Origin of the sequence: Cupriavidus sp. UME77 (genome assembly GCF_014170355.1) — a bacterium.
GTDB classification, from domain to species: domain Bacteria; phylum Pseudomonadota; class Gammaproteobacteria; order Burkholderiales; family Burkholderiaceae; genus Cupriavidus; species Cupriavidus basilensis.
The window spans coordinates 60,374-79,448 of record NZ_LZZU01000098.1 but is presented as its reverse complement, the minus strand read 5'-3'; the positions used below and the strand labels follow the sequence as shown (position 1 = coordinate 79,448).

At 65.9% G+C, this 19,075-nt stretch carries 14 protein-coding genes; 9 read left to right on the top strand and 5 right to left on the bottom strand.

Annotated features, from left to right (window positions below; genetic code table 11):
* Positions 1-17: 17 nt before the first annotated feature.
* Positions 18-2,330 (bottom strand): type VI secretion system Vgr family protein, encoded by a 2,313-nt coding sequence (locus A9975_RS37650; RefSeq protein WP_183037159.1) that lies wholly within the window; start codon positions 2,328-2,330, stop codon positions 18-20.
* A 646-nt stretch (positions 2,331-2,976) separates the two neighbouring features.
* Here A9975_RS37650 and tssB point away from each other — a divergent pair.
* The 8 genes from tssB (at position 2,977) to tssE (ending at position 12,664) form a co-directional block, all read left to right on the top strand.
* Complete coding sequence (gene tssB / locus A9975_RS37645; RefSeq protein ID WP_183037158.1) at positions 2,977-3,492, top strand: type VI secretion system contractile sheath small subunit; 516 nt, start codon at positions 2,977-2,979, stop codon at positions 3,490-3,492.
* Between the two features lie 25 nt (positions 3,493-3,517).
* Positions 3,518-5,065, top strand: a complete 1,548-nt coding sequence (tssC, locus tag A9975_RS37640; protein ID WP_183037157.1) for a type VI secretion system contractile sheath large subunit — start codon at positions 3,518-3,520, stop codon at positions 5,063-5,065.
* A 119-nt stretch (positions 5,066-5,184) separates the two neighbouring features.
* Positions 5,185-6,531: a type VI secretion system baseplate subunit TssK gene (tssK, locus tag A9975_RS37635; protein ID WP_183037156.1), complete on the top strand. Its 1,347-nt coding sequence runs from the start codon at positions 5,185-5,187 to the stop codon at positions 6,529-6,531.
* A complete protein-coding gene (locus A9975_RS37630) occupies positions 6,528-7,181 on the top strand; it encodes a DotU/TssL family secretion system protein (protein WP_183037155.1) in 654 nt (217 codons plus the stop codon). Before tssK ends, A9975_RS37630 begins: the two co-directional genes overlap by 4 nt.
* Before the next feature lie 11 nt (positions 7,182-7,192).
* Positions 7,193-8,908 (top strand): OmpA family protein, encoded by a 1,716-nt coding sequence (locus A9975_RS37625; RefSeq protein ID WP_183037154.1) that lies wholly within the window; start codon positions 7,193-7,195, stop codon positions 8,906-8,908.
* A gap of 15 nt (positions 8,909-8,923) precedes the next feature.
* A complete protein-coding gene (locus A9975_RS37620) occupies positions 8,924-9,409 on the top strand; it encodes an Hcp family type VI secretion system effector (RefSeq protein WP_183037153.1) in 486 nt (161 codons plus the stop codon).
* Positions 9,410-9,509: 100 nt separating this feature from the next.
* Positions 9,510-12,233: a type VI secretion system ATPase TssH gene (gene tssH / locus A9975_RS37615; protein ID WP_183037152.1), complete on the top strand. Its 2,724-nt coding sequence runs from the start codon at positions 9,510-9,512 to the stop codon at positions 12,231-12,233.
* Entirely contained in the window at positions 12,230-12,664 is a 435-nt protein-coding gene (gene tssE / locus A9975_RS37610; RefSeq protein WP_183037151.1) for a type VI secretion system baseplate subunit TssE, read from the top strand. The genes tssH and tssE overlap by 4 nt, the downstream gene beginning before the upstream one ends.
* Before the next feature lie 49 nt (positions 12,665-12,713).
* On the opposite strand, the gene A9975_RS37605 is transcribed toward tssE, so the two are convergent.
* Positions 12,714-13,691: a helix-turn-helix domain-containing protein gene (locus tag A9975_RS37605; protein WP_183037150.1), complete on the bottom strand. Its 978-nt coding sequence runs from the start codon at positions 13,689-13,691 to the stop codon at positions 12,714-12,716.
* Between the two features lie 228 nt (positions 13,692-13,919).
* Between A9975_RS37605 and A9975_RS37600 the strand changes: the two genes are divergently transcribed.
* The gene (locus tag A9975_RS37600; RefSeq protein WP_255504299.1) at positions 13,920-14,126 is read left to right on the top strand and encodes a hypothetical protein; all 207 of its coding nucleotides are present in this window, start codon (positions 13,920-13,922) and stop codon (positions 14,124-14,126) included.
* 15 nt (positions 14,127-14,141) lie between these two features.
* On the opposite strand, the gene A9975_RS37595 is transcribed toward A9975_RS37600, so the two are convergent.
* The 3 genes from A9975_RS37595 to A9975_RS37585 are packed head-to-tail and all read right to left on the bottom strand — an operon-like array spanning position 14,142 to position 19,048.
* The gene (locus A9975_RS37595) at positions 14,142-16,511 is read right to left on the bottom strand and encodes a CHASE2 domain-containing protein (protein WP_183037169.1); all 2,370 of its coding nucleotides are present in this window, start codon (positions 16,509-16,511) and stop codon (positions 14,142-14,144) included.
* A 52-nt stretch (positions 16,512-16,563) separates the two neighbouring features.
* A complete protein-coding gene (locus tag A9975_RS37590) occupies positions 16,564-18,306 on the bottom strand; it encodes a FecR domain-containing protein (protein ID WP_255504298.1) in 1,743 nt (580 codons plus the stop codon).
* Positions 18,307-18,310: 4 nt separating this feature from the next.
* Positions 18,311-19,048 carry a response regulator transcription factor gene (locus A9975_RS37585; protein WP_183037149.1) on the bottom strand — a complete coding sequence of 246 codons (738 nt, stop codon included), beginning with the start codon at positions 19,046-19,048 and terminating at the stop codon, positions 18,311-18,313.
* Positions 19,049-19,075: the final 27 nt, after the last annotated feature.

Below are 19,075 nucleotides of genomic sequence, written 5' to 3'. Positions count from 1 at the left end.
GGGCTAATGATCATGATCTAGTGGGACGAAGGATACTGATCGCTGATTTGCAGGCGGCTCTTCGGCAGGCTCGGCAATGCATAGCTTTGGCCATCCGGGCCTTCGAACGTGAAGGACGCGGCTTTCACTTTGAAGGCCCCGGCGCAGAAGAATGTCGCGCTGTGCTTGTCGAATACCAGGTAGGCCCCGCTGCTGCCTATCACTACCTTCTGGCCGGCATTGATCACTACATCCTCGCTGGCGCTTGCGATATGCACGCGCTTGTCGGCAAACACATCCAGCGCGTCGTTTTGCGCTTGGATCTCGACCTTGCCTTTCGCTGCAAACAGCTTGATGCCTAGCCTTGAGGCGAACAGGGATAGCGCGTCACCGGCGGCGATGGCGATTTTCGCCAGTGCGCTGACATGGAAGCTCGCCTTCGTGGCGACATTGATGTCTCGTCCAGCAGCTACCGATACGCGCTCAGGAGTGGTGACGGCGATGCCGTTGGGTGCGGTCAGCATCATGACGGCCTGCTTCAGCCCGTTCACGCTGCTTCGCAGCCACTCGTTTTCGGCTTTCAAGTCGGCGATTTCGGCCTTGGACTGGCTGGCCGCGTTCGCCAAGGACTGCGCCTGGGCTAGAACTGAGCGCATTTCATTCATGGCCGCAGTCATGTCAAGTTGCTGGCCGTTGGCCTGCTGTTGCGTCCATGCGGTAAACAGCAAACCGCGACCGGCCCGCATTGCGCCCGTCGAATCCGTACGCAGCTCAAAGCCCTCCCCCCGCTTTTTCTTCTGGCGATCAACGAGGTAGCCAAGGTTGAGCTGGGTCTTGCCACCATACTCAGTGGAAAGCTTGATGCTCTCCTCTCCCTTCCAGTCCTCCATGCGCAGCTTGTTGTTGCTCTGCGTCTTGATCAGGTTGCGCGACAGCCACCGGTCCCGGGTGGTGATCAGGTCCTCCTGCCGGCTGTTATGCAGCGCGTGCGCGATATAGGGCTTGTTCGGGTTGCCATCGCGAAAGGCTATCGCGACTTCGGTGCCGTCGATGAGCGGGAAGTGGAACCCGGTATGCAGACCGCCGGCATACGGTTTTGCCAGGGGTATGGCCGCGCTTTCCATGCCCTTCGGCCATGGCTCAAAATCAAAATCGAAGCGGACGATGTAGTGGCCCGCTTTTGTCAGGTACGCGTATTGATATTGGCCGGGCGAGGTGATGCGCGCGCTCAGCGTGCCCTGGATTTTTGGCCAGTTTTCCTCGTCCAGCGGCAGGCGAAAGCGCCGGTCCGACGGGATGGCCTTGTACGTGTTGCGGTAAGCGGCATCACGCCCCCCGGTATGGATGACTTCGGTGATGACCTGCCCGTTGGGGGCTTCGGCCAATGGCTCATCCATGCGCAGGATGCAGCCGGAGTGCAGTCTGAGCACGTTGCTCTCGCCCGCATAGACAAGCTGGCCGGCCAACAGGGCCTCGTGGCGCAGTTGCGCCTCCCACTTCGCCTCGGCTATGTCCAGATGATGCGTGCCGTAGATATACTGCTGGCCGTAAGTTGTCTTGTCCTTGCGCGCGACGTTGGCCTCGCCCTTGATGGGCTCCCACGCCTGATCCGGGTTGTAGTCGGCGACCAGGACCGATTCGGGCACGGTCCTGGCGTGCACCTGGATGTCGGATACCGCCTCGATGCCGGCTTCGAGCCCGGCGGTCTCGCGATATGGCACGCGCAGTTCGGGCTGGTAGACGTAGTGGTCGATGTCATCGCCGAAGACGATCATCTCGCCGAACTTTCCCGGGATGAAGTAGCAATACAGCCCTTCCTGGCGCATCAGCAACTGGACATATTCCCAGTCGGATAGCTGGTACTGGAGGCGGAATTTATGCTGGGTGTACTTGCGGCGCACCTTGAGGGAAAACTGGTGGCCCCGGAGCTCGTGCCGGCGCAGGATAGCCTCGATGATCTCGGGGGCCGTCTTGTTCTGGTAGATGCGCGTGATCCGGACAAGTTCGAGCCGCGCGGCCAGCGGCCTGAGCACGATTTCGTAGGCGAAGAAATCGCGCGTGCGTTTCGTGCGTGAGAACGCCGATATCCACCCCGCGAACCGGCGCGGTTCGCTGCCGTCGCCAGGGTCGATCACGAAGGTCGCGTCACGATTGAGGTATTCAGCCCGGTCGAGTTCCAGCGGGTGGGTCAGCCGGATCGTGACGGTATAGAGCTCTCCCAATCGCTCCACTGCCTCGAACGACACCACCGACAGTTCCGCCGCGCTGGCCGCGCGAGGAACGTCCAGATGATAAGCCTGGCGCCCGGGCATCCTTGTGCCGTATGCCTCGAATTTGTCGATAACGCCCATGTCTTCTCCGTTGTCACGCCTGCCGCTTCGCGGCAAGATTCCTGGCGGATTGGTTGCGCACGCCAGGAACGACGAGTGACTTGATGCTTGGCATCGCGGCTCACCATGCAACCACGTCTGTTCGAAGTCCGGGCTGCGAAACGCTGTGAGCTTGGCGCTCCGGCCCGATTCGGAAAACATGCTACTGGGTGAGTGCGGAGAGGATCAATCGGACGTGTCCTATTTTTTGAAGAAATTTTGGCTACGCCGGTATGGCGGCAGCCCGTGAAGCGACGACGGAATAGCGGTGGCCACTCGAAAATCGGAATGCGGAAATTTCCTATTCTTCGATGGGCCGCGCCGGGCACCCGCAGGAAGTACGCCTAATGTGCACCACTGTGGGCGTCCCGTTGTTCAACCGGATCCGTCATGGTCTTCACTCCGTTGTCCGCTTGATCGAACCTGACGCAGGACTCTAAACGGTTTCCAACATGACGAAAATGTTGTTTTTACGAATTTCAAAAAACATGACAATTTTTGAGAAAATTCGTACTTGTCCGATTTATCTCGCATAGGCCCCCATGCTACTAATTCCGACTGGCTGCCTTACTGATCGTTACCGCAAGAACTGAAGAGCGTTTAAATCAGAGATAAAAAGGAACAAACGATGGCTGAGAGTTTCCAGAACGAAGTGCCTAAGGCACGGGTCAATATCAAGCTCGACCTGCACACCGGTGGCGCGCAGAAGAAGGTCGAACTGCCGCTCAAGCTGCTGGTGATGGGCGACTACAGCAACGGTCAGGACACGCGGGCGCTCGCCGAGCGTGAGAAGGTGTCCATCAACAAGAACAACTTCAATTCTGTCCTCGCCGACTTCAACCCGAAGGCAAGGATCGCGGTCGAGAACACCTTGGTCGGCGACGGTACCGAGCTGCCGGTTGACCTGGACTTCCGCTCGATGGACGACTTCAAGCCGGAAGTCGTCGCCGGGAAGGTGCCCGAGTTGCGTGCGCTGATGGCGGCCCGCAATCTGCTGCGCGACCTGAAGTCGAACCTGCTCGACAACGCGATGTTCCGCCGCGAACTGGAAAAGATCCTCAAGGACCCGGCCTTGTCCGAGCGCCTGCGCACAGATCTGCAGAAGATCGGCGAAGCCGCGCCGGCCTCACCATCCGCCCAATAAACGTCTTCCTTGAGGAATGAATCCCATGGCAAAGCATGAAATCGCCGCGCGCGCCAATAGCGAAGCAGACACCGCGGTCCTGGATGCACCCGGCAAGAGCGTCTACGAGTCCCTGTGCGAGAAGATCAACCTGACACCGGTCAAGGCCACGCGCCCGGTGGAGTCTTTCCAGAGCGCCGACGCGCTCGCCGAGTCGTCGCTGGATGAACGCGTCGCCCAGGCGATGAATGTGTTCCTGAAGATGATCCAGGACTCGTCGCAGCAGGTGGACCGTCTTGACAAGAGCTTGCTTGATTTCCATATTGAGCACCTTGACCAGCAGATCAGCCGCCAGCTGGACGCGATCATGCACAACGAGACGTTCCAGCAGATCGAATCGGCTTGGCGCGGCCTCAAGTTCCTTGTCGATCGCACCGACTTCCGCAAGAACGTCAGGATCGAAGTGCTGGACGCCTCGAAAGACGCGTTGCGCCAGGATTTCGAGGATACGCCCGAGATCATCCAGAGCGGCCTGTACCTGCACACCTACATCCAGGAATACGACACGCCGGGGGGCGAGCCGATCGGCTCGATCATCTCGAACTACGCGTTCGGCCGCGGCCCGCAGGATATCGCCCTGCTGCGCAATATCTCCAAGGTCTCCGCCGCGGCGCATATGCCGTTCATCGGCTCCGTCTCGCCGGCCTTCTTCGGCAAGGAATCGATGGAGGAGGTGGCCAGCATCCGCGACATCGGCAACTACTTCGATCGCGCCGAGTACTTGAAGTGGAAGAGCTTCCGCGAGTCGGACGATGCCCGCTATATCGGCCTGACACTGCCGAATTTCCTGGCGCGGCTGCCCTATGGGCCGGAAACCGTGCCGGTACGCGCCTTCAACTACACCGAGGCGGTCAAGGGCCCGGATCACACCCGCTATCTGTGGGCCAATGCTTCGTTCGCGTTCGCCGCGAACATGGTGCAGAGCTTCATCAAGAACGGCTGGTGCGTGCAGATTCGCGGCCCGCAGGCCGGCGGCCTGGTCGAGGACCTGCCGATCCACCTGTATGACCTGGGCACGGGCAACCAGGCCAAGATCCCGACCGAAGTGCTGATCCCGGAAACGCGCGAGTTCGAGTTCGCCAATCTGGGCTTCATCCCGCTGTCCTACTACAAGAACCATGACTTCGCGTGCTTCTTCTCCGCTCATTCGGCCCAGAAGCCAGCGCTCTACGACACCAAGGAAGCCACCGCCAACAGCCGCGTCAACGCGCGCCTGCCGTACATCTTCCTGCTCTCGCGGATTGCTCACTACCTGAAGCTGATTCAGCGCGAGAACATCGGCACCACCAAGGACCGCCGCCTGCTGGAGCTGGAGCTGAACACCTGGGTCAAGACGCTTGTGACCGAGATGACCGATCCGGGCGACGAGTTGCAGGCTTCCCATCCGCTGCGGGAGGCCAAGGTGATCGTCGAGGATATCGAGGACAACCCGGGCTTCTTCCGCATCAAGCTTTTCATCGTGCCGCACTTCCAGATTGAAGGCATGGACATCAATCTGTCGCTCGTGTCGCAGATGCCGAAAGCGAAGAACTGATCGGCCACGATCAGTCTCGATTAGCGCTGACATCACGTAGCGCCGCTGCACGCTGGCTCGACAGCCGCCGTGCGGCGCTCCCATGCGGAAAGGGCCTTTCCGCGTAACGGCCGATCACAATGAAGATAACCAGACCGCTGTGGACGCAGGGCATTTTCATGACCCCGCAGCATTTCCAGCAACAGGCACTGTGGGACCGGTATGCCGACGAGTGCGTCGCGCGCCTTGCCAGCCCCGATCCGTGGGGTACTGTTCGCGTCGCCCTTGACCAGCAGGCTTTGTCCATTCATCGTCTGGTGGTGACTTCCCTGGCCCTGCGCCTGCCGGACGGCACGGTAATCGACACCGAGACGGCGGACCGCACGCCCGCCGCACGCGATCTGCGCGACGTGCCGGCGCACATCGACACCGTGATCGTGCAGATCGGCCTGCCGCTGATGGATGCGCAAGGCGGCAACTGCATCGAGGCCGGGGAACGGCCGGCCCGGCCGCGCCGCTTTGTGCGCGAGTATCTGGAGGTCGCCGACCTGCATGGGGAAGGCAAGGAAGAGATCAGCGTTGAGCGGCATGCCGTGGCGCTGCTGTTCGATTTCGAATCGCATGTGGATTATGTGACCTGCCCAGTTGCTCAGCTGGTGCGCACGCCCCAGGGGCGCTTCGAGCCCGATCCGGCCTTTGTGCCGCCCTGCCTCTTCCTGTCGGCAAGCGACCGGCTCACCGAACGCATGAAGCGGCTCTCCGAAATACTGAGCGCCAAGAGCGCGAGCCTGTCTGTGCGCCGTCGCGAGCGATCCGACCAGATTGCCGATTTCGCGGTTGCCGATGTGGCGTTGTTCTGGCTGCTGCACAGCGTCAACAGCACCTGGCCGGAGCTGGCTCGCCTGTGCGCCGTGCCACAGCAGCATCCAGAGCGGCTCTATGGCATCCTCGCGCGTCTGGCCGGGTCGCTGCTGACGTTTTCCACCAAGGAGACCTTGCAGGCCATCCCGCCTTACGACCACCTCGCACCGGAGCCCGTGTTCGCGGAACTGGAGTCGCTGATTCGTACCCTCCTCGACACGGTGATCCCGTCACGGGTGGTACCGGTGACGCTGGAGCGCTTGCGGCCCGCTGTCTGGGTCGGCAAGATCCTCGACGAGCGCCTGGTCGAAGGCGCGGAGTACTACCTGTCCGTCCAGGCGGGCGTTCCCGCCCATGCGCTGCTCGAACAGCTGCCGCGTCTGTGTAAGGCGGGCGCGCCGGACGAGGTCGAGCAGATCGTCAATTCCGCGCTGCCCGGCATCCCGCTGCGGACGATGTCGCGCCTGCCCGCGGCGATCCCCGTGCGCATCGAGAACCAGTATTTCGCGCTCGACAGCGCGCACCCCGCATTCAAGCGCATGCTGGCTGCGCGGGCCTGCCAGTTCTACGTTCCCGCTTCGCTGCCGGACGTATCACTTGAACTCTTCGCGGTATTGCCGGCATGACAACCCTCTCCACCTCGATGCTGCCGCTCGCCTTGCGCGATACGGCCCTGACCGTCACTGAACTCGCTGACGATACGAAACCCATGGGGTTCAAAGCCTTCCAGGCAATGTGCCTCGAGCAGGTGTCGCGCCTGCGTGAGGAGCTCTCGGCTGCCGGCCAGCCGGCCGACGTCGTCGAGGACGCCGTCTATGCCCAATGCGCTTTGCTGGACGAAGTCGCGCTGGGCAGGCTGCCCGACGACGACCGCGACGCGTGGGAACGCGAGCCCCTGCAGGTGCGGGAGTTCCAGAGCCACGATGCCGGGCAAGCGCTGATCGCTCGCATCGAGCGGCGTCTGGGCGAGGCGAAGCCCGTGCTGCCGCTGCTCACCGTCTTCTACGCGACATTGGGGCTGGGTTTCCAGGGCAGGTTCGCGCTGGATGGCGCCAGCGAGCGTATCGCGCTGATGCAGGCGATCGATGAACGGCTGGAGCGTGCCGGATGGCGCAGGTCGGACGGCCCGGTGCTGGTGACGGATGGCAAGGCGCATCGATGGTGCGCGCATCTGTCGCCGCTCGCCTGGATCACGATCTCCTGCGTCGGCGCGGGCCTCGTCTACCTCGCGCTGGACCGGTGGCTAGCCGCAGCGATCGTGCCGCTCGCTGGCTGAAAAGGGTATTCGTGACCGGCTACCCCTACCGCACACTCGTCGGCTGGATCGCAGCGCTCGCGCTGGCGTGGCTGGCGCTCAGCTCGCCATGGCCGGCGACATGGAACCTGCTGCTCGCGGCCTTCACGATCGGGCTGGCGCTTCTGACGATCATCGTTGCCACGCGGCGGGTGCGCGCACGGCAGAGCGCTTCGCAACCGGTGCTGCAAGCCGTCGACGCATCGCTGGATGGGCTGCCGCGTGGTATCCGGCGCAATACACCGCTGGTGTTGGCCATCGGGGACGCATCGGGCGCCCCGCCGCTGGCATTCGGCGAGGATCTGGTCCGAATCACGGACGCTGCGATCTGGGTACGTGTCGACGACCCGGCCCGGCTGGCGCACGTGGCTGATGCACTCAAGCGCTGGCGCGCGGGGCAGGGCCCGGATGCCGTCGCCTACCTGATTGGCGCCGACCAGGCCCGCGATACGGCCGCGCTGAACGCCGGGCTTCGGCGTTGGCGCTCGGCCATTGGCGAGGCCAGCCGTGGGGTTGGCTACGGCCTGCCGGTCTGCGTCGCCGTGTACGTGGAAGAAGCCCCCCGAAGCCACGGTCCCGCGGAAGATAGTCCGTGGTTCGGCGTCTGCGGCACCAAGGTGCTGCAAGGCGCTACGCTGCCTGCCCAGATTGCCGCACTCGTCCTGCAGTACGGGCAGGCAGCGCTGCCAGCGGATCGCGAGGCCCGCATGCACCGCGCCGCACGGCTCGATGCCCTGGCGCGCTGGGCCTGCGGCGCCTTGCTCCCTGCGCTGCTCGATAACCAACGCGGCAGCCGTCAGGTGCACGTCGCAGCGTTCGGCGTGACCGCCACCGAGGGCATCCCCGCCACGGATTCGTTGTATGCCCGCTTCATCGAGCAAGCGACCGCGCTGACGCGCATCGCCAAGGACGGCCGCCGTGCACGCTACCCGCTGCCGGATCCCCTGATCCGGGGCATCGCCCTGCAGCCCGTGCGGCGCGCGCTACCGCGCGCCCTCGCCCACGCCTTTGCCTGGCTCGCGTTGGCCTTCTGCGCCGCCGCGGCGGCTTCCGCCTGGCAGAACCGTGCCCTGGTCGCACGCGTGGTGGGCGATATGGCGCGCTATCGCGCCATTGGACCGGAGCATGACGCCGCCCGTGTCGATGCGCTGCAGGCCATCAAGCGCGATCGCGACGAACTCGCTCAATACGCACGCGTCGGCGTACCGCTGCGCCTTGGCCTGGGTTTCTATCGTGGCGCCAGCTTGCTGACGCCGCTCCATGCCCTGATCGCCGCGTATCAACCGCCGGCGCCGCCGCCGTCAACCATCGAACTGGACAGCCTGTCGCTCTTCAAGAGCGGTAGCGCGGCGCTCAACCCCGGCTCGAATCGCGTGCTGATCGGCGCGCTGGAGATGATCAAGGCCCACCCGTACAAGCGCGTGCTGGTGGCCGGGCACACCGATACCGCCGGCAATCCTCGCAGCAACCTCAAGCTCTCCGAGGCCCGCGCGGCGTCAGTGCGCGACTGGCTGGCCGACGCGGCAGGCTTGCCGCCGACCCGGTTTGCGATTCAAGGCTATGGCGATACCCGTCCCAAAGCCGCCAACGACACCGAAGCGGGGCGCGCCGCCAACCGACGTGTCGAGATCACGCTCGTCCCCGATTGTCGCGACGGTGATCGCGACAGCCGGACAACTTTGGGCCATCCGGCCTGTTCATTCCAGTAGAAGGAGAAAGAAGCAATGGCAATTCCCGCATACATGTGGATCAAGGACGATGGCGGCGCCGATATCAAGGGCTCGGTCACGGTCAATAGCCGCGAGGGCAGCGTCGAGGTGGTCGCCTTCGATCACGCCGTCAGCATTCCGACGGACTCCAATACCGGCAAGCTCACCGGCACGCGCGTGCACAAGCCGGTGGTGTTCACCAAGGAAACCGATGCCTCGACGCCGTACCTGTACAAGGCGGTCACCAGCGGCCAGACCCTGAAGTCGGTGGAGATCAAGTGGTACAAGATCGACGACGCCGGCAAGGAAAAGGAATACTTCAACACCAAGCTCGAAAACGTGAAGGTGGTCGGCGTCACCCCGAAGATGCTGGACATCAAGAACCCGGCCTTCGAGAAGCACAACCACCTCGAAGACATCGAGTTGCGCTACGAAAAGATCACCTGGTCGTACAAGGACGGCAACATCATCCACTCCGACAGCTGGAACGAGCGCTCGTAATACGGGCCCGGCCGGCTTCCGCCGCCGGCCTGCCATCTCGCGCGGACCCGGCGTAAGGGCCGCGCACTCCCCCTTTCACCCCGAGTCCTTCTTCTCCTCCATGACTGCCCGCGACCTCTCTGCGTTTCTGCGTCGTCTCAACGACCATTGCGCCCGTGCCCTGGCCGACGCCGCCAGCCTCTGCGAAACACGCGCCCACCGGGACATCGAGGTCGAACACTGGCTGATCAAGCTGCTGGAGCTGGGCGACGGTGATCTGCTGGCAATCCTGCGGCGCTATGAACTCGATGTGGACGGCATCTGGAACGGGCTGCTCGCCGCCATCGAGCGCCTGCCGCATGACCTGCGGGGCAAGCCTGGCCTGTCGCAACGCCTCGGCCAGTGGCTGGAGGCCGCATGGATGCGCGCATCGCTAGAAGCCGCGACGCCCGGAGAATCCACGTCAATCCGCTCCGCACACCTGCTGGCCGCACTGGCCGAAACACCGCACTTGCTGCGCGCGCCCGGCGCCTGGCCGCTGTTGAGCGTATCCGCCGTCCAGATCGAGCGGCTGATGCACGAACTCGACAACATCTCGACCGAGGCAGCCGCTCGCGGCGCTGGCGAGCCGGCCGGACCGGCTCGCGCCCCGTCGTCGTCAGCGCCGGTCACTGCCGCCGCGCCCGCCCCAACCCGGTCGATACCCGGTCAGGCCGATACAACGGCGCTGGCCCGCTTCACGACTGACGTCACCCAGAAGGCCCGCGACGGCAAGATCGATCCCGTTTTTGGCCGCGACGTCGAGATTCGCCAGATGGTCGACATCCTGGCGCGGCGGCGCAAGAACAACCCGATCCTGGTTGGCGAGCCTGGCGTGGGCAAGACGGCGCTGGTCGAAGGCCTTGCGCTCAAGATCGCGCAAGGCAATGTCCCGGCTGTCATACAGAACGTCACCGTGCTGACGCTGGACCTGGGCCTTCTGCAGGCAGGCGCCGGCGTCAAGGGCGAATTCGAGCAACGCCTCAAGAACGTGATCGAAGCCGTGCAGCAATCGCCAACGCCGGTGCTGCTTTTCATTGATGAAGCCCACACGCTGATCGGTGCGGGCAACACCGCGGGCGGCGCCGATGCCGCCAACCTGCTCAAGCCCGCCCTGGCGCGCGGCGAACTGCGCACGATCGCGGCGACAACGTGGTCCGAATACAAGCAGTACTTCGAGCGCGACGCCGCGCTGGAGCGGCGCTTCCAGATGGTGAAGGTCGACGAGCCCGATGACGACGGCGCCTGCCTGATGCTGCGCGGCCTGAAGGAGCGGTATGCGCAGCACCATGGCGTACACATCACCGATGCGGCCATCGCCGCCGCCGTGCGGCTGTCGCGCCGCTATCTGACCGGACGCCAACTGCCGGACAAGGCCGTCGATCTGCTCGACACCGCCGCAGCCCGCGTGCGCATGAGCCTGGAGGCCACGCCGGTTGCCATCTCCTCCTGCGAGGCAGAACGCGAGGCGCTGGAGGTCGAGCGGGCTGCCCTGCTGCAGGACCAAGGGGCCATCGGCGCGGATGTCGGCAAACGACTGGTGGCCATCGATGGCCGGCTGGCTGCGCTCGCCATTGAGCTCGAACAGTTTGAACGCGCCTTTGCCGAACAGAAGGGGGCCGCCGAGACACTGATCGCGTTGCGTGCGCAATGGCAAGCCGCCGCCGACGAGTCGGCACGGCGGGACCTGGCGCCATCGATCCAGGCCGCCCGCGAGATGCTGACCAGGCACGGCCAGGCCGCGCTGATCCACGCGGAAGTAGACGAGACCGCCATTGCACAGGTGATCGCCGACTGGACAGGAGTTCCGGTCGACAGCCTGCTGTCCAGCGAGCTGGCCACCTTGCTGGCGCTGGAACGGCGTTTGGGGCACATCGTGGTCGGCCAGGACGAGGCGCTAGCCGCGCTCAGCAAGAGCTTGCGGGCCGCCAAGGCGGGACTCAAATCCGAGGAGGCACCGCTGGGCGTGTTCCTGCTGGTGGGGCCTTCGGGCGTGGGCAAGACCGAAACGGCGCGCGCGTTGGCCGACCTGATGTTCGGCGGCGAGCGTTCACTTGTCACGATCAACCTGTCCGAATACCAGGAAGCCCACACGGTCTCGCAGCTCAAGGGTTCGCCACCGGGGTATGTCGGCTACGGGGAGGGTGGCGTTCTGACCGAAGCGGTCCGTCAGCGGCCCTACAGCGTCATCCTGCTCGACGAGGTCGAGAAGGCGCACCGTGACGTACTGAATCTGTTCTACCAGGTCTTCGATCGCGGCTTCATGCGCGACGGCGAAGGCCGGGTGATCGACTTCCGCAATACCGTCATCCTGATGACCTCGAATCTCGGCAGCGAGCAGATTCTGGCGGCCGCAGACGCTGCCGTCGCGGCCGGCGCCGAGCTCGCCACCGGCACGCTGATGGAAGCGATCCGCCCGTTGCTGATCGACCACTTCCAGCCGGCACTGCTGGCACGCTTCCAGACCATTGTCTACCGCCCGCTGTCGGCCGACGCCATGGCATTGATCGTGCGGATGAAGCTCGGCAAGGTGACCGAGCGTATCGCGCGGCGCTTTGGCGTGCCGCTGCGGTGCGGCGACGCGCTGGTGGACGAACTGGTGCGAGCCTGCCTGCTGCCCGATTCAGGAGCCCGCAATATCGACAGCCTGCTCGATCGGCAGATCCTGCCGGTACTGTCGCGTGAGTTGCTGGTGCGCATGTCTGAGCAGCAGGCGCCGGCGTCGATTCACCTGACATTCTCCGAGGGCGATGGTATCGGCCTGGACTTCGAGGAGCCTGCAACGACCACCGGGGCCAACGCGTGACACGGAGCGGGCCGGGCCTCTTTGAGGCGGTGACGGGCTACTTTGCGAACGGCGTGGCCGTCGACGATTTCGATGCGGCGACGCAGACGTTCCTGTCCGTGCGGGACAACATCCAGCGCATCCTCAATAGCCGTCGCGGCAGCCTGGCGCATCTGCCGGATTATGGGCTTGGCGACCTGTCCAGGATCTACCGGCACCTACCCGCGTCGGCACACACGCTCAAACGCGAGATCGAAACGACGCTGCTGCGCTACGAGCCGAGGCTGAAATCCATTGACATCGCGATCGAAGAAACCGAACCGGGCATGTTGCTCAGCTTTACCATGAGCTGTCTGCTGCATCAGTCCGGGCTGGTGCGATTCGGCACCCACTTCACGCCGGATGGGCAGACCCGCCTCAAGCTGCTGAAAGCGGAACGTGACCGTGAGTGAGTGCGTGACCGAGCCATAGCGGCCCATCATCCTCACCCCTATCAACGACTCACCTCCCCCTGCCCGCGGTCTCCGATGGCAGCTCCCCAAAAAACGCCCGATACTGCGCAGCGAACCGCGGCAGATGATTAAACCCCCACCGTGCCGCCACCACGCCCACCGGATCCTGCGCCTGCCGTCCACCCAACGCCTGCCTCACCCCATTCATCCGCAAAGCCCGAACAAACTCCAGCGGGGCCAACCCGGTCACTTCATTGAAGCTGTATTGCAGCGTGCGCCTTGAAACCCCAAGCCGTTCACACAGTGCCAGAACACTCCAGGGCGCCTCGGGCGCAGCGCGCACCATCTCATACGCCTGTGCGACCAGCCGCCGCCGCGCAGGCGGCGTAGGCAGCAGTGCATCCCCAATGTCATGCGTCAGGGTGGACACCACCGCCATCAGCAACGCATCGCGCATGGCGCTCGCGACAAAGCGCTGGTTGAATACTTCGCTCTGCATGGCTGACGCAGCCAGCACCGCCAGCATCGCCGCCCGGAAATCCTCGGAGGCGGCGCGCCGCACCTCCGTGGCCGGCTGCAAGCGCGCGATCAACTCCGGAACCCCCTCGCGCTCCATCACGCGTTGCAGCGCGGGCAGCGGCAGCGTCACGCCGAGCAAGTCCAGCGAGGGCGGGGTGCGCATGGCCAGCGGCTGGCCGTTGCCGGCGCGCAGCACGGTGTCGCCGCTCATCCGGTAGCCGGAGAACCAGCCATCGGCACACTCGCGGTGGGGCAAGGCGATGGAAAGATAGCCGCGCCGTGCCTCGCCTTCCTCCAGCAACGCCTGGTTGGTGCGTTCGCGGAAGACGTGGACGTCGCCATAGGTAGCCTGCTGCACTTGCGCAAGAAAATGCCCGGGCGTGAGCTGCTGGTAGCGCTGCTGCCAGCCGTCCAGGCCAGTTGCCGCCATGGCGGCCTCGGTGGCAACCAAGTGGCGTACCGGGCGCCCGCTGGCGCCTGTGTCGAGGGGCTCGGTGTTGCTGTGCATCGGTGGCAGCCTGTTGGGGCGATTGACACCATCGGCGGCGGGTGGGCGTGGCCCGGCGCGCAAGGGCTCTTGTGCAGGCACTGCGCGATGATTGTATCGCCAGGCCAGGCAAGCGTCGATGCGCGGCGCAGCAGGCCCGCGGCACCTGGATGAGCGTCCTTGCATTTGTTGACAGTAGCCGACGCGGCCTCGCCATAGAATGCTGCGCTATTCATGGCGGGCATAGATATGGGATCGCGATCCGAACGGTACAGGTTGCTGGGCTACGTCGCGCTTTGCATGGTGGCGTTCGCGCTCGTCACCGTGCTGTGCGTGACGCTGCAGGACGGCAACGAGCAGCGCGCGGAGCGCAAGGTCCGCCAGATGGACAGCCGCGCCACGGCCACCGCCGCAGGCCAGGCTGGGCAACCAGCGGTCACGCGCGCATCGCGCTGAGCGCCAGCGAGCGGATCAGCAGGGCAGGAAGATCGTGAAGGTGGCGCCGGCACCCGCGGCGCTGGTCAGCTTGATCTCTCCGCCATGACGCTCCACCACGGTCTTGACAAAGACCAGCCCCAACCCGCTGCCGGCGGGCGCATCCTGCTCGGTGTCGCGCAGGCGCGCGAAGGGCTGGAACAGGCGGCCCTGGTCTTCCTCGGCGATGCCCCGGCCCTGGTCCGCCACATCGATGGCCAGCCCCTGCGGCACGCGATACAGGCGCACGGTCACGGTCGTTTGCGGCGGACTGAACTTGATGGCATTGCTCACCAGGTTGGCAATCGCCCGCACCAGCAGCACCGGCTCGGCCAGGAGCTGCGACTGCTCCTCTTCCACGTCGACTTCCACCTTCAGTTCGATCCGTGCGGCGCTGGCCAGCGCCCAGAGCTCGTCGGTGGCGTCCAGCACCACCCCGGCCAGGTCGACCTCGATGAAGTCAAGGTGCGTCGCTTCCGCACGCGCCAGCCGGATAAAGTCGTCCGCGAGGTCCAGCGTGCGGTTGGCGTGCTCGCCGATGCGGGCCAGCAGGGCTGCCTCCGGCAACGCCCGGCCAGGCTCGTTCTGCAGGTCGATCAGGGCAAGAATGGAGGACTGCGGGGACCGCATGTCGTGCGAGATAAAGCGCAGGGACTCCTCGCGGCGCCGCTCGGCCATGCGCACCTGGGTGATATCGATAACGCTGACGATCAGGCCGGCGACACCGCCGGTGTCGCTGCGCAGCGGCGCGCCACGCAGCAGCATGGGGTGTTCGTCGCGCGCTTCGAGCTCCACCCCGGGCGGCGCCTGCACCGGGTGCGCGGCGTCGGCCTCGCCCTCGGCATAGACGCTGCGCAACTGGTCCCAATAGTCCAGCCCGGCCTTGGGCTGGACGAATACTTCGTTGATCAGCTCGCGAATGCCAGGGCGCGGCGCGCTCATGTCGCCCAGAGACCCGAGCGTGCGCGGCGCCAGCAGCAGGCCGCGCCGGTTGGCGAGCAGCACGCGGCCGCCGGGATCGCAGATCACGGTGGCTTCGGGCAAGCCTTCGAGCCCGTCCGCCAGGAATTGCCGCAAGTCCCGCAGGCGCGTGGTCATGCGGTAGACCGCGCGCATGCGGGTGTCGAGGTTGCGGCCCGATTTGCGGCCCGAATTGCGGCCCGACTCGCCCTCGCCGGCGGGCATGGCCAGCAGGCCGGGCTCTTGTTCGAGCTGTGCGAGCTCGTCGGTGAGGAACTGCAGCGCCGCTTCCTGGCGCCGCCAGCTCCACAGCGGGTAGAGCAGGCCGCAACCCAGCACGGCGCTGGCCGGCGCGAACCAGAAGTGCCCAAACACGACCAGCAGCAGGCTGGCGGCCAGCGTGCCGGCCAGCAGCACCACCGTAACCAGCAGCGCGTTGCGCGGCGTCAGCATCAGCGAGGCCAGGCTCGCCAGCAACACCGGCAGCAACGTGCACAGCCAGAACCAGGGCGCCGGCAGCGTGACGATGGCCGTGTCGCGCTGCAGCGTCTGCATGGCGTTGGCGATGATTTCCACACCGCTCATGCCGTGGCCGTTGCGCGATACCGGTGTGGGGAACACGTCGCCCAGCCCGCTCGCCGTGGCGCCTACCAGTACGGACTTGCCGCGGAAGAAGTCGCGCGGCAACGTGCCGCCCAGCACGTCGAGTACCGAGACCTGCCGGAACGTCCCGGGCGGCCCGGCAAAGGGAATGCGCAACCGGTAGTCCCGGGTCCAGCCGTCGGCACCGCGCTCGTCCGCAGGACCGTCATGTCGGTAAGCGGACACCGGCCGCGGCGGCTTGCCGAAGCCGACCATCACGGCCGAGAAATGATTGAGCTGGCTGCCCGGCAGCCCTTCCTGCAGGAACACCTGGCGGGCAATGCCGTCGAGGTCCACCGCGATATTGATGTGCCCCACCTCGCTGCCCAGGCCTGTCAGCGGATAGCGCACCAGCAAGCCGCCCCGGCCCGCTTCGGCCAGCGCGGGCAGCACGACGTTGCCGGCGCGCGCCATGCTGCGTGCCAGCGCGCGGTCGTCCTCGGGATGCAAGGTGTCCGGCTCGGAGAGAATCACGTCGACCCCGATCACGCGAGGGGCGTCGGCGGCAATGCGATCGATCAGGTCGGCCAGCACCCAGCGGCGCCAGGGCCAGCGGCCAATGGCGGAGATGCTGGGGTCGTCGATGGAGACAATCACGATCTCGTCGCTGGGCGCGTGATGCTGTGCCGCAACCGACAGGTCGTAGACCGCCTTGTCGGCGCGTTCGCTCCAACCCAGCACGGCGCATGCCGCCACCAGCGCCAGCACGGCGGCCGTCAACAAGCTCCATTCGACCAGCGTACGGCGCTGGTAGCCGGCCATCATGCGTCCGGGCACCCGGCGCAGCGCGCGCGCGCGCGCGGCGAGTTGCGGCAGGCTAGTTGGCACGATTGAGCCAGCGTGAGCCGGCGCTCACGGGCTGGCCCTGCGAATCGCGCACGTACTGCACCACCTCGATACGCTGGGGCGCCGAGAAATGCGGCTCGCGGGCCGGGTCCTGGCGAGCCACCCGCACGAAATACGTGCCGCTGCCGGGCCGCGGCAGGCGGGCCGCATTGGTCTCGGTGCCGACGTCGGCCACGATCTGCGTAAAGGCGGCGTCGGATGCCATCTGCACGCGGTAGGCTTGCGCCGCGCCATTGGCACTGGCTGCGCCGGCGGCCGGCCATGCGAGCCGCAAGGCGTCGCCGCCATCGTCCTCCAGGCGCGGCTGCGGCGGCGACGGCTCCAGCGCGAACGCCACCGGCTCGCTCCAGGGGCCCTGCTGCCCGCCGGCGTCAACCGAGCGCACACGCCACCACCAGCGGCCGGGCGCAAGCGCCTGGCTGGCCGAGGGCGCCGTGCCGCGCGCTTGCAGGACGCCTTGCGTGAAGTCCGCGTTGGCCGCCACTTCGAATTCATATTGCGCGGCGTTGGCGACTTCGGCCCAGGTGAACATCGGCGTCTCGCCGTAGGCGGTGCCATCGCGCTCGGGCGCCAGCGTAAAGGGCGCGGGCGGATTCAGCCGCACCACGAACGGCATCACCGCGCCCGCACCGCCGAGGTGCCGCGCATCGAGCGCGCTCACGCCCACGTAGAGCTCGCCTTCGGGCAGGTCTTGCAGCGCGGCCTGCGTGCCGTCCACGGCCTGGGAGGACAGCAACTCTGTCTGGGCCGCATCGCGCGAGACCACCACGCGGTAGCTGGCGGCCTGTGCAACCGGCCCCCAGCTCACGGTGGCATGGCTTGCCAGCAGCGGCTGGGGCAGCGGCGCCAGGGCCGGCGCAGGCAGCAGCGCGGCGGGCCGCGCCAGGGTGCCCGTGGCCGATGCGCTGACGCCGTAGCCGGCATTCACTACCGCTTGCTGGCCGCGGCGCGAGCGGGCCTGCACCTGGCCTTCGAGCACGGCGCTCTGGCTGGCGCCGTCCTCGGTGCCCACGCGAAAGCGCGTACCGCGCACGCCGGTCACCAGCGACGGGGTACGGATCTCGAACCGCCCCACGCCGGTGCCGCGCGGCGCCACGCGGGACTCCACCTCGCCCTGGCCGATGCCGATCACGGCATCGGTCAGGCCCGTGCGGGCGAACGCGCGCAGCCGCTTGACTTCCATGGCTGTCGCCGGCGGCAACGTCACGCGTGACCCATCACCCAGTTCCATGGTGACAGTGCCGCCGGCGCCGGTCTCGATGCGGGCGCCTTCGCGCAGCTCCATGCCAGCCTGCAACGCGCGGCCATCGGCGCTCGCCGGCCCCGTGACAAAGACCACGCGGGCGGTGCCGTCGGTCACCGGGATGCGCGCCAGCGGGATGCGCAGGCGCATGCCGGGCGGCAGCCGGTAAGGATCGGCCACCTTGTTCAATGCCTGCAGTTCGCGCCAGCCGGCGGGATTGACCATGAAGCGGTCCGCCACGCCAATCAGCGTGTCGCCCGGGCGCACCTGGTAGATAAAGTTGGCGCCCTCGGCGCCTGCAGCCTGCGCCGCGGCGCTGGCGGACCATGCGGCACCAAGCACGCCAACCAATCCGGCCATGCCGATCGTGCCGGCCACACCCATCGCACCCATCGCGCCCATCGTGCATGCCGCGCGCGAGTGCGCTGCAATACCTGCCTTCCTGCCTGCTGCCATGTCGAACCGCTTCATAAACTCAGTCTTCCTTCTTGCCCTGCAAATCCTGCTGATCCTGCATATCCCCGTCGCCCGTGGCTTCGAAGCGGTAGCCGTGCGCATACACGGAAGTCAGGCGCACACCGTTCTCGGGCCGCAATGCCAGCTTGATCCGCAGCCGCGAGATATGGGTATCGAGCGTGCGCGAGCCGACACCGATGGCGCGGCCCCACACCGCTTGCTCGACCACCTCGCGCGACACCAGGCGCCCCAGGTTGCGGAACAGGAACAACGCCAGGTCGAACTCGCGCGGCGACACGTCCACCCGGGTTTCGCCGCAGGTGACGGTGCGCGCCTGCGGATCGACAGCGTAGTTGCCCGCCCGGATCAGCGCGTTGTCCTGCTGCGCCTGCGGATACGTGCGGCGCAGCAACGCGGATACGCGCGCCACCAGCTCGGCGCGGCGGATCGGCTTGATCATGTAGTCGTCGGCGCCCGCGCCCAGCCCGGCGACAATGTCCTCTTCCTGCGAGCGGCTGGTCAGGAACAGGATGGGGGGATTGCGCCCGGAGTTCTGGCGCACCCAGGTCACCACCTCAAGGCCGCTGGTATCGGGCAGTTGCCAGTCCACCACCAGCAGGTCGAATGCTTGCTCGCGCAGGGCCCGCAGGAACGTGCTGCCACTGGCGAAGCACTCGCACTCATGGCCAGCCGAGACCAGGATCTGCTGGATCAGCTCGGACTGGCTCTTGTCGTCTTCCACCGAAGCGATTCTCATACTTACCTCTTGCTTGCCACGTCTTCT

Coding starts and splice junctions, on each gene's coding strand:
- tssC (WP_183037157.1), top strand. CDS start 3,518: ATGGCAAAGCATGAAATCGCCGCGCGCGCCAATAGCGAAGCAGACACC.
- A9975_RS37605 (WP_183037150.1), bottom strand. CDS start 13,691: ATGCACAGCAACACCGAGCCCCTCGACACAGGCGCCAGCGGGCGCCCG.
- A9975_RS37650 (WP_183037159.1), bottom strand. CDS start 2,330: ATGGGCGTTATCGACAAATTCGAGGCATACGGCACAAGGATGCCCGGG.
- A9975_RS37585 (WP_183037149.1), bottom strand. CDS start 19,048: ATGAGAATCGCTTCGGTGGAAGACGACAAGAGCCAGTCCGAGCTGATC.
- A9975_RS37630 (WP_183037155.1), top strand. CDS start 6,528: ATGACAACCCTCTCCACCTCGATGCTGCCGCTCGCCTTGCGCGATACG.
- A9975_RS37600 (WP_255504299.1), top strand. CDS start 13,920: ATGGGATCGCGATCCGAACGGTACAGGTTGCTGGGCTACGTCGCGCTT.
- A9975_RS37620 (WP_183037153.1), top strand. CDS start 8,924: ATGGCAATTCCCGCATACATGTGGATCAAGGACGATGGCGGCGCCGAT.
- tssH (WP_183037152.1), top strand. CDS start 9,510: ATGACTGCCCGCGACCTCTCTGCGTTTCTGCGTCGTCTCAACGACCAT.
- tssK (WP_183037156.1), top strand. CDS start 5,185: ATGAAGATAACCAGACCGCTGTGGACGCAGGGCATTTTCATGACCCCG.
- tssB (WP_183037158.1), top strand. CDS start 2,977: ATGGCTGAGAGTTTCCAGAACGAAGTGCCTAAGGCACGGGTCAATATC.
- A9975_RS37595 (WP_183037169.1), bottom strand. CDS start 16,511: ATGATGGCCGGCTACCAGCGCCGTACGCTGGTCGAATGGAGCTTGTTG.
- A9975_RS37590 (WP_255504298.1), bottom strand. CDS start 18,306: ATGAAGCGGTTCGACATGGCAGCAGGCAGGAAGGCAGGTATTGCAGCG.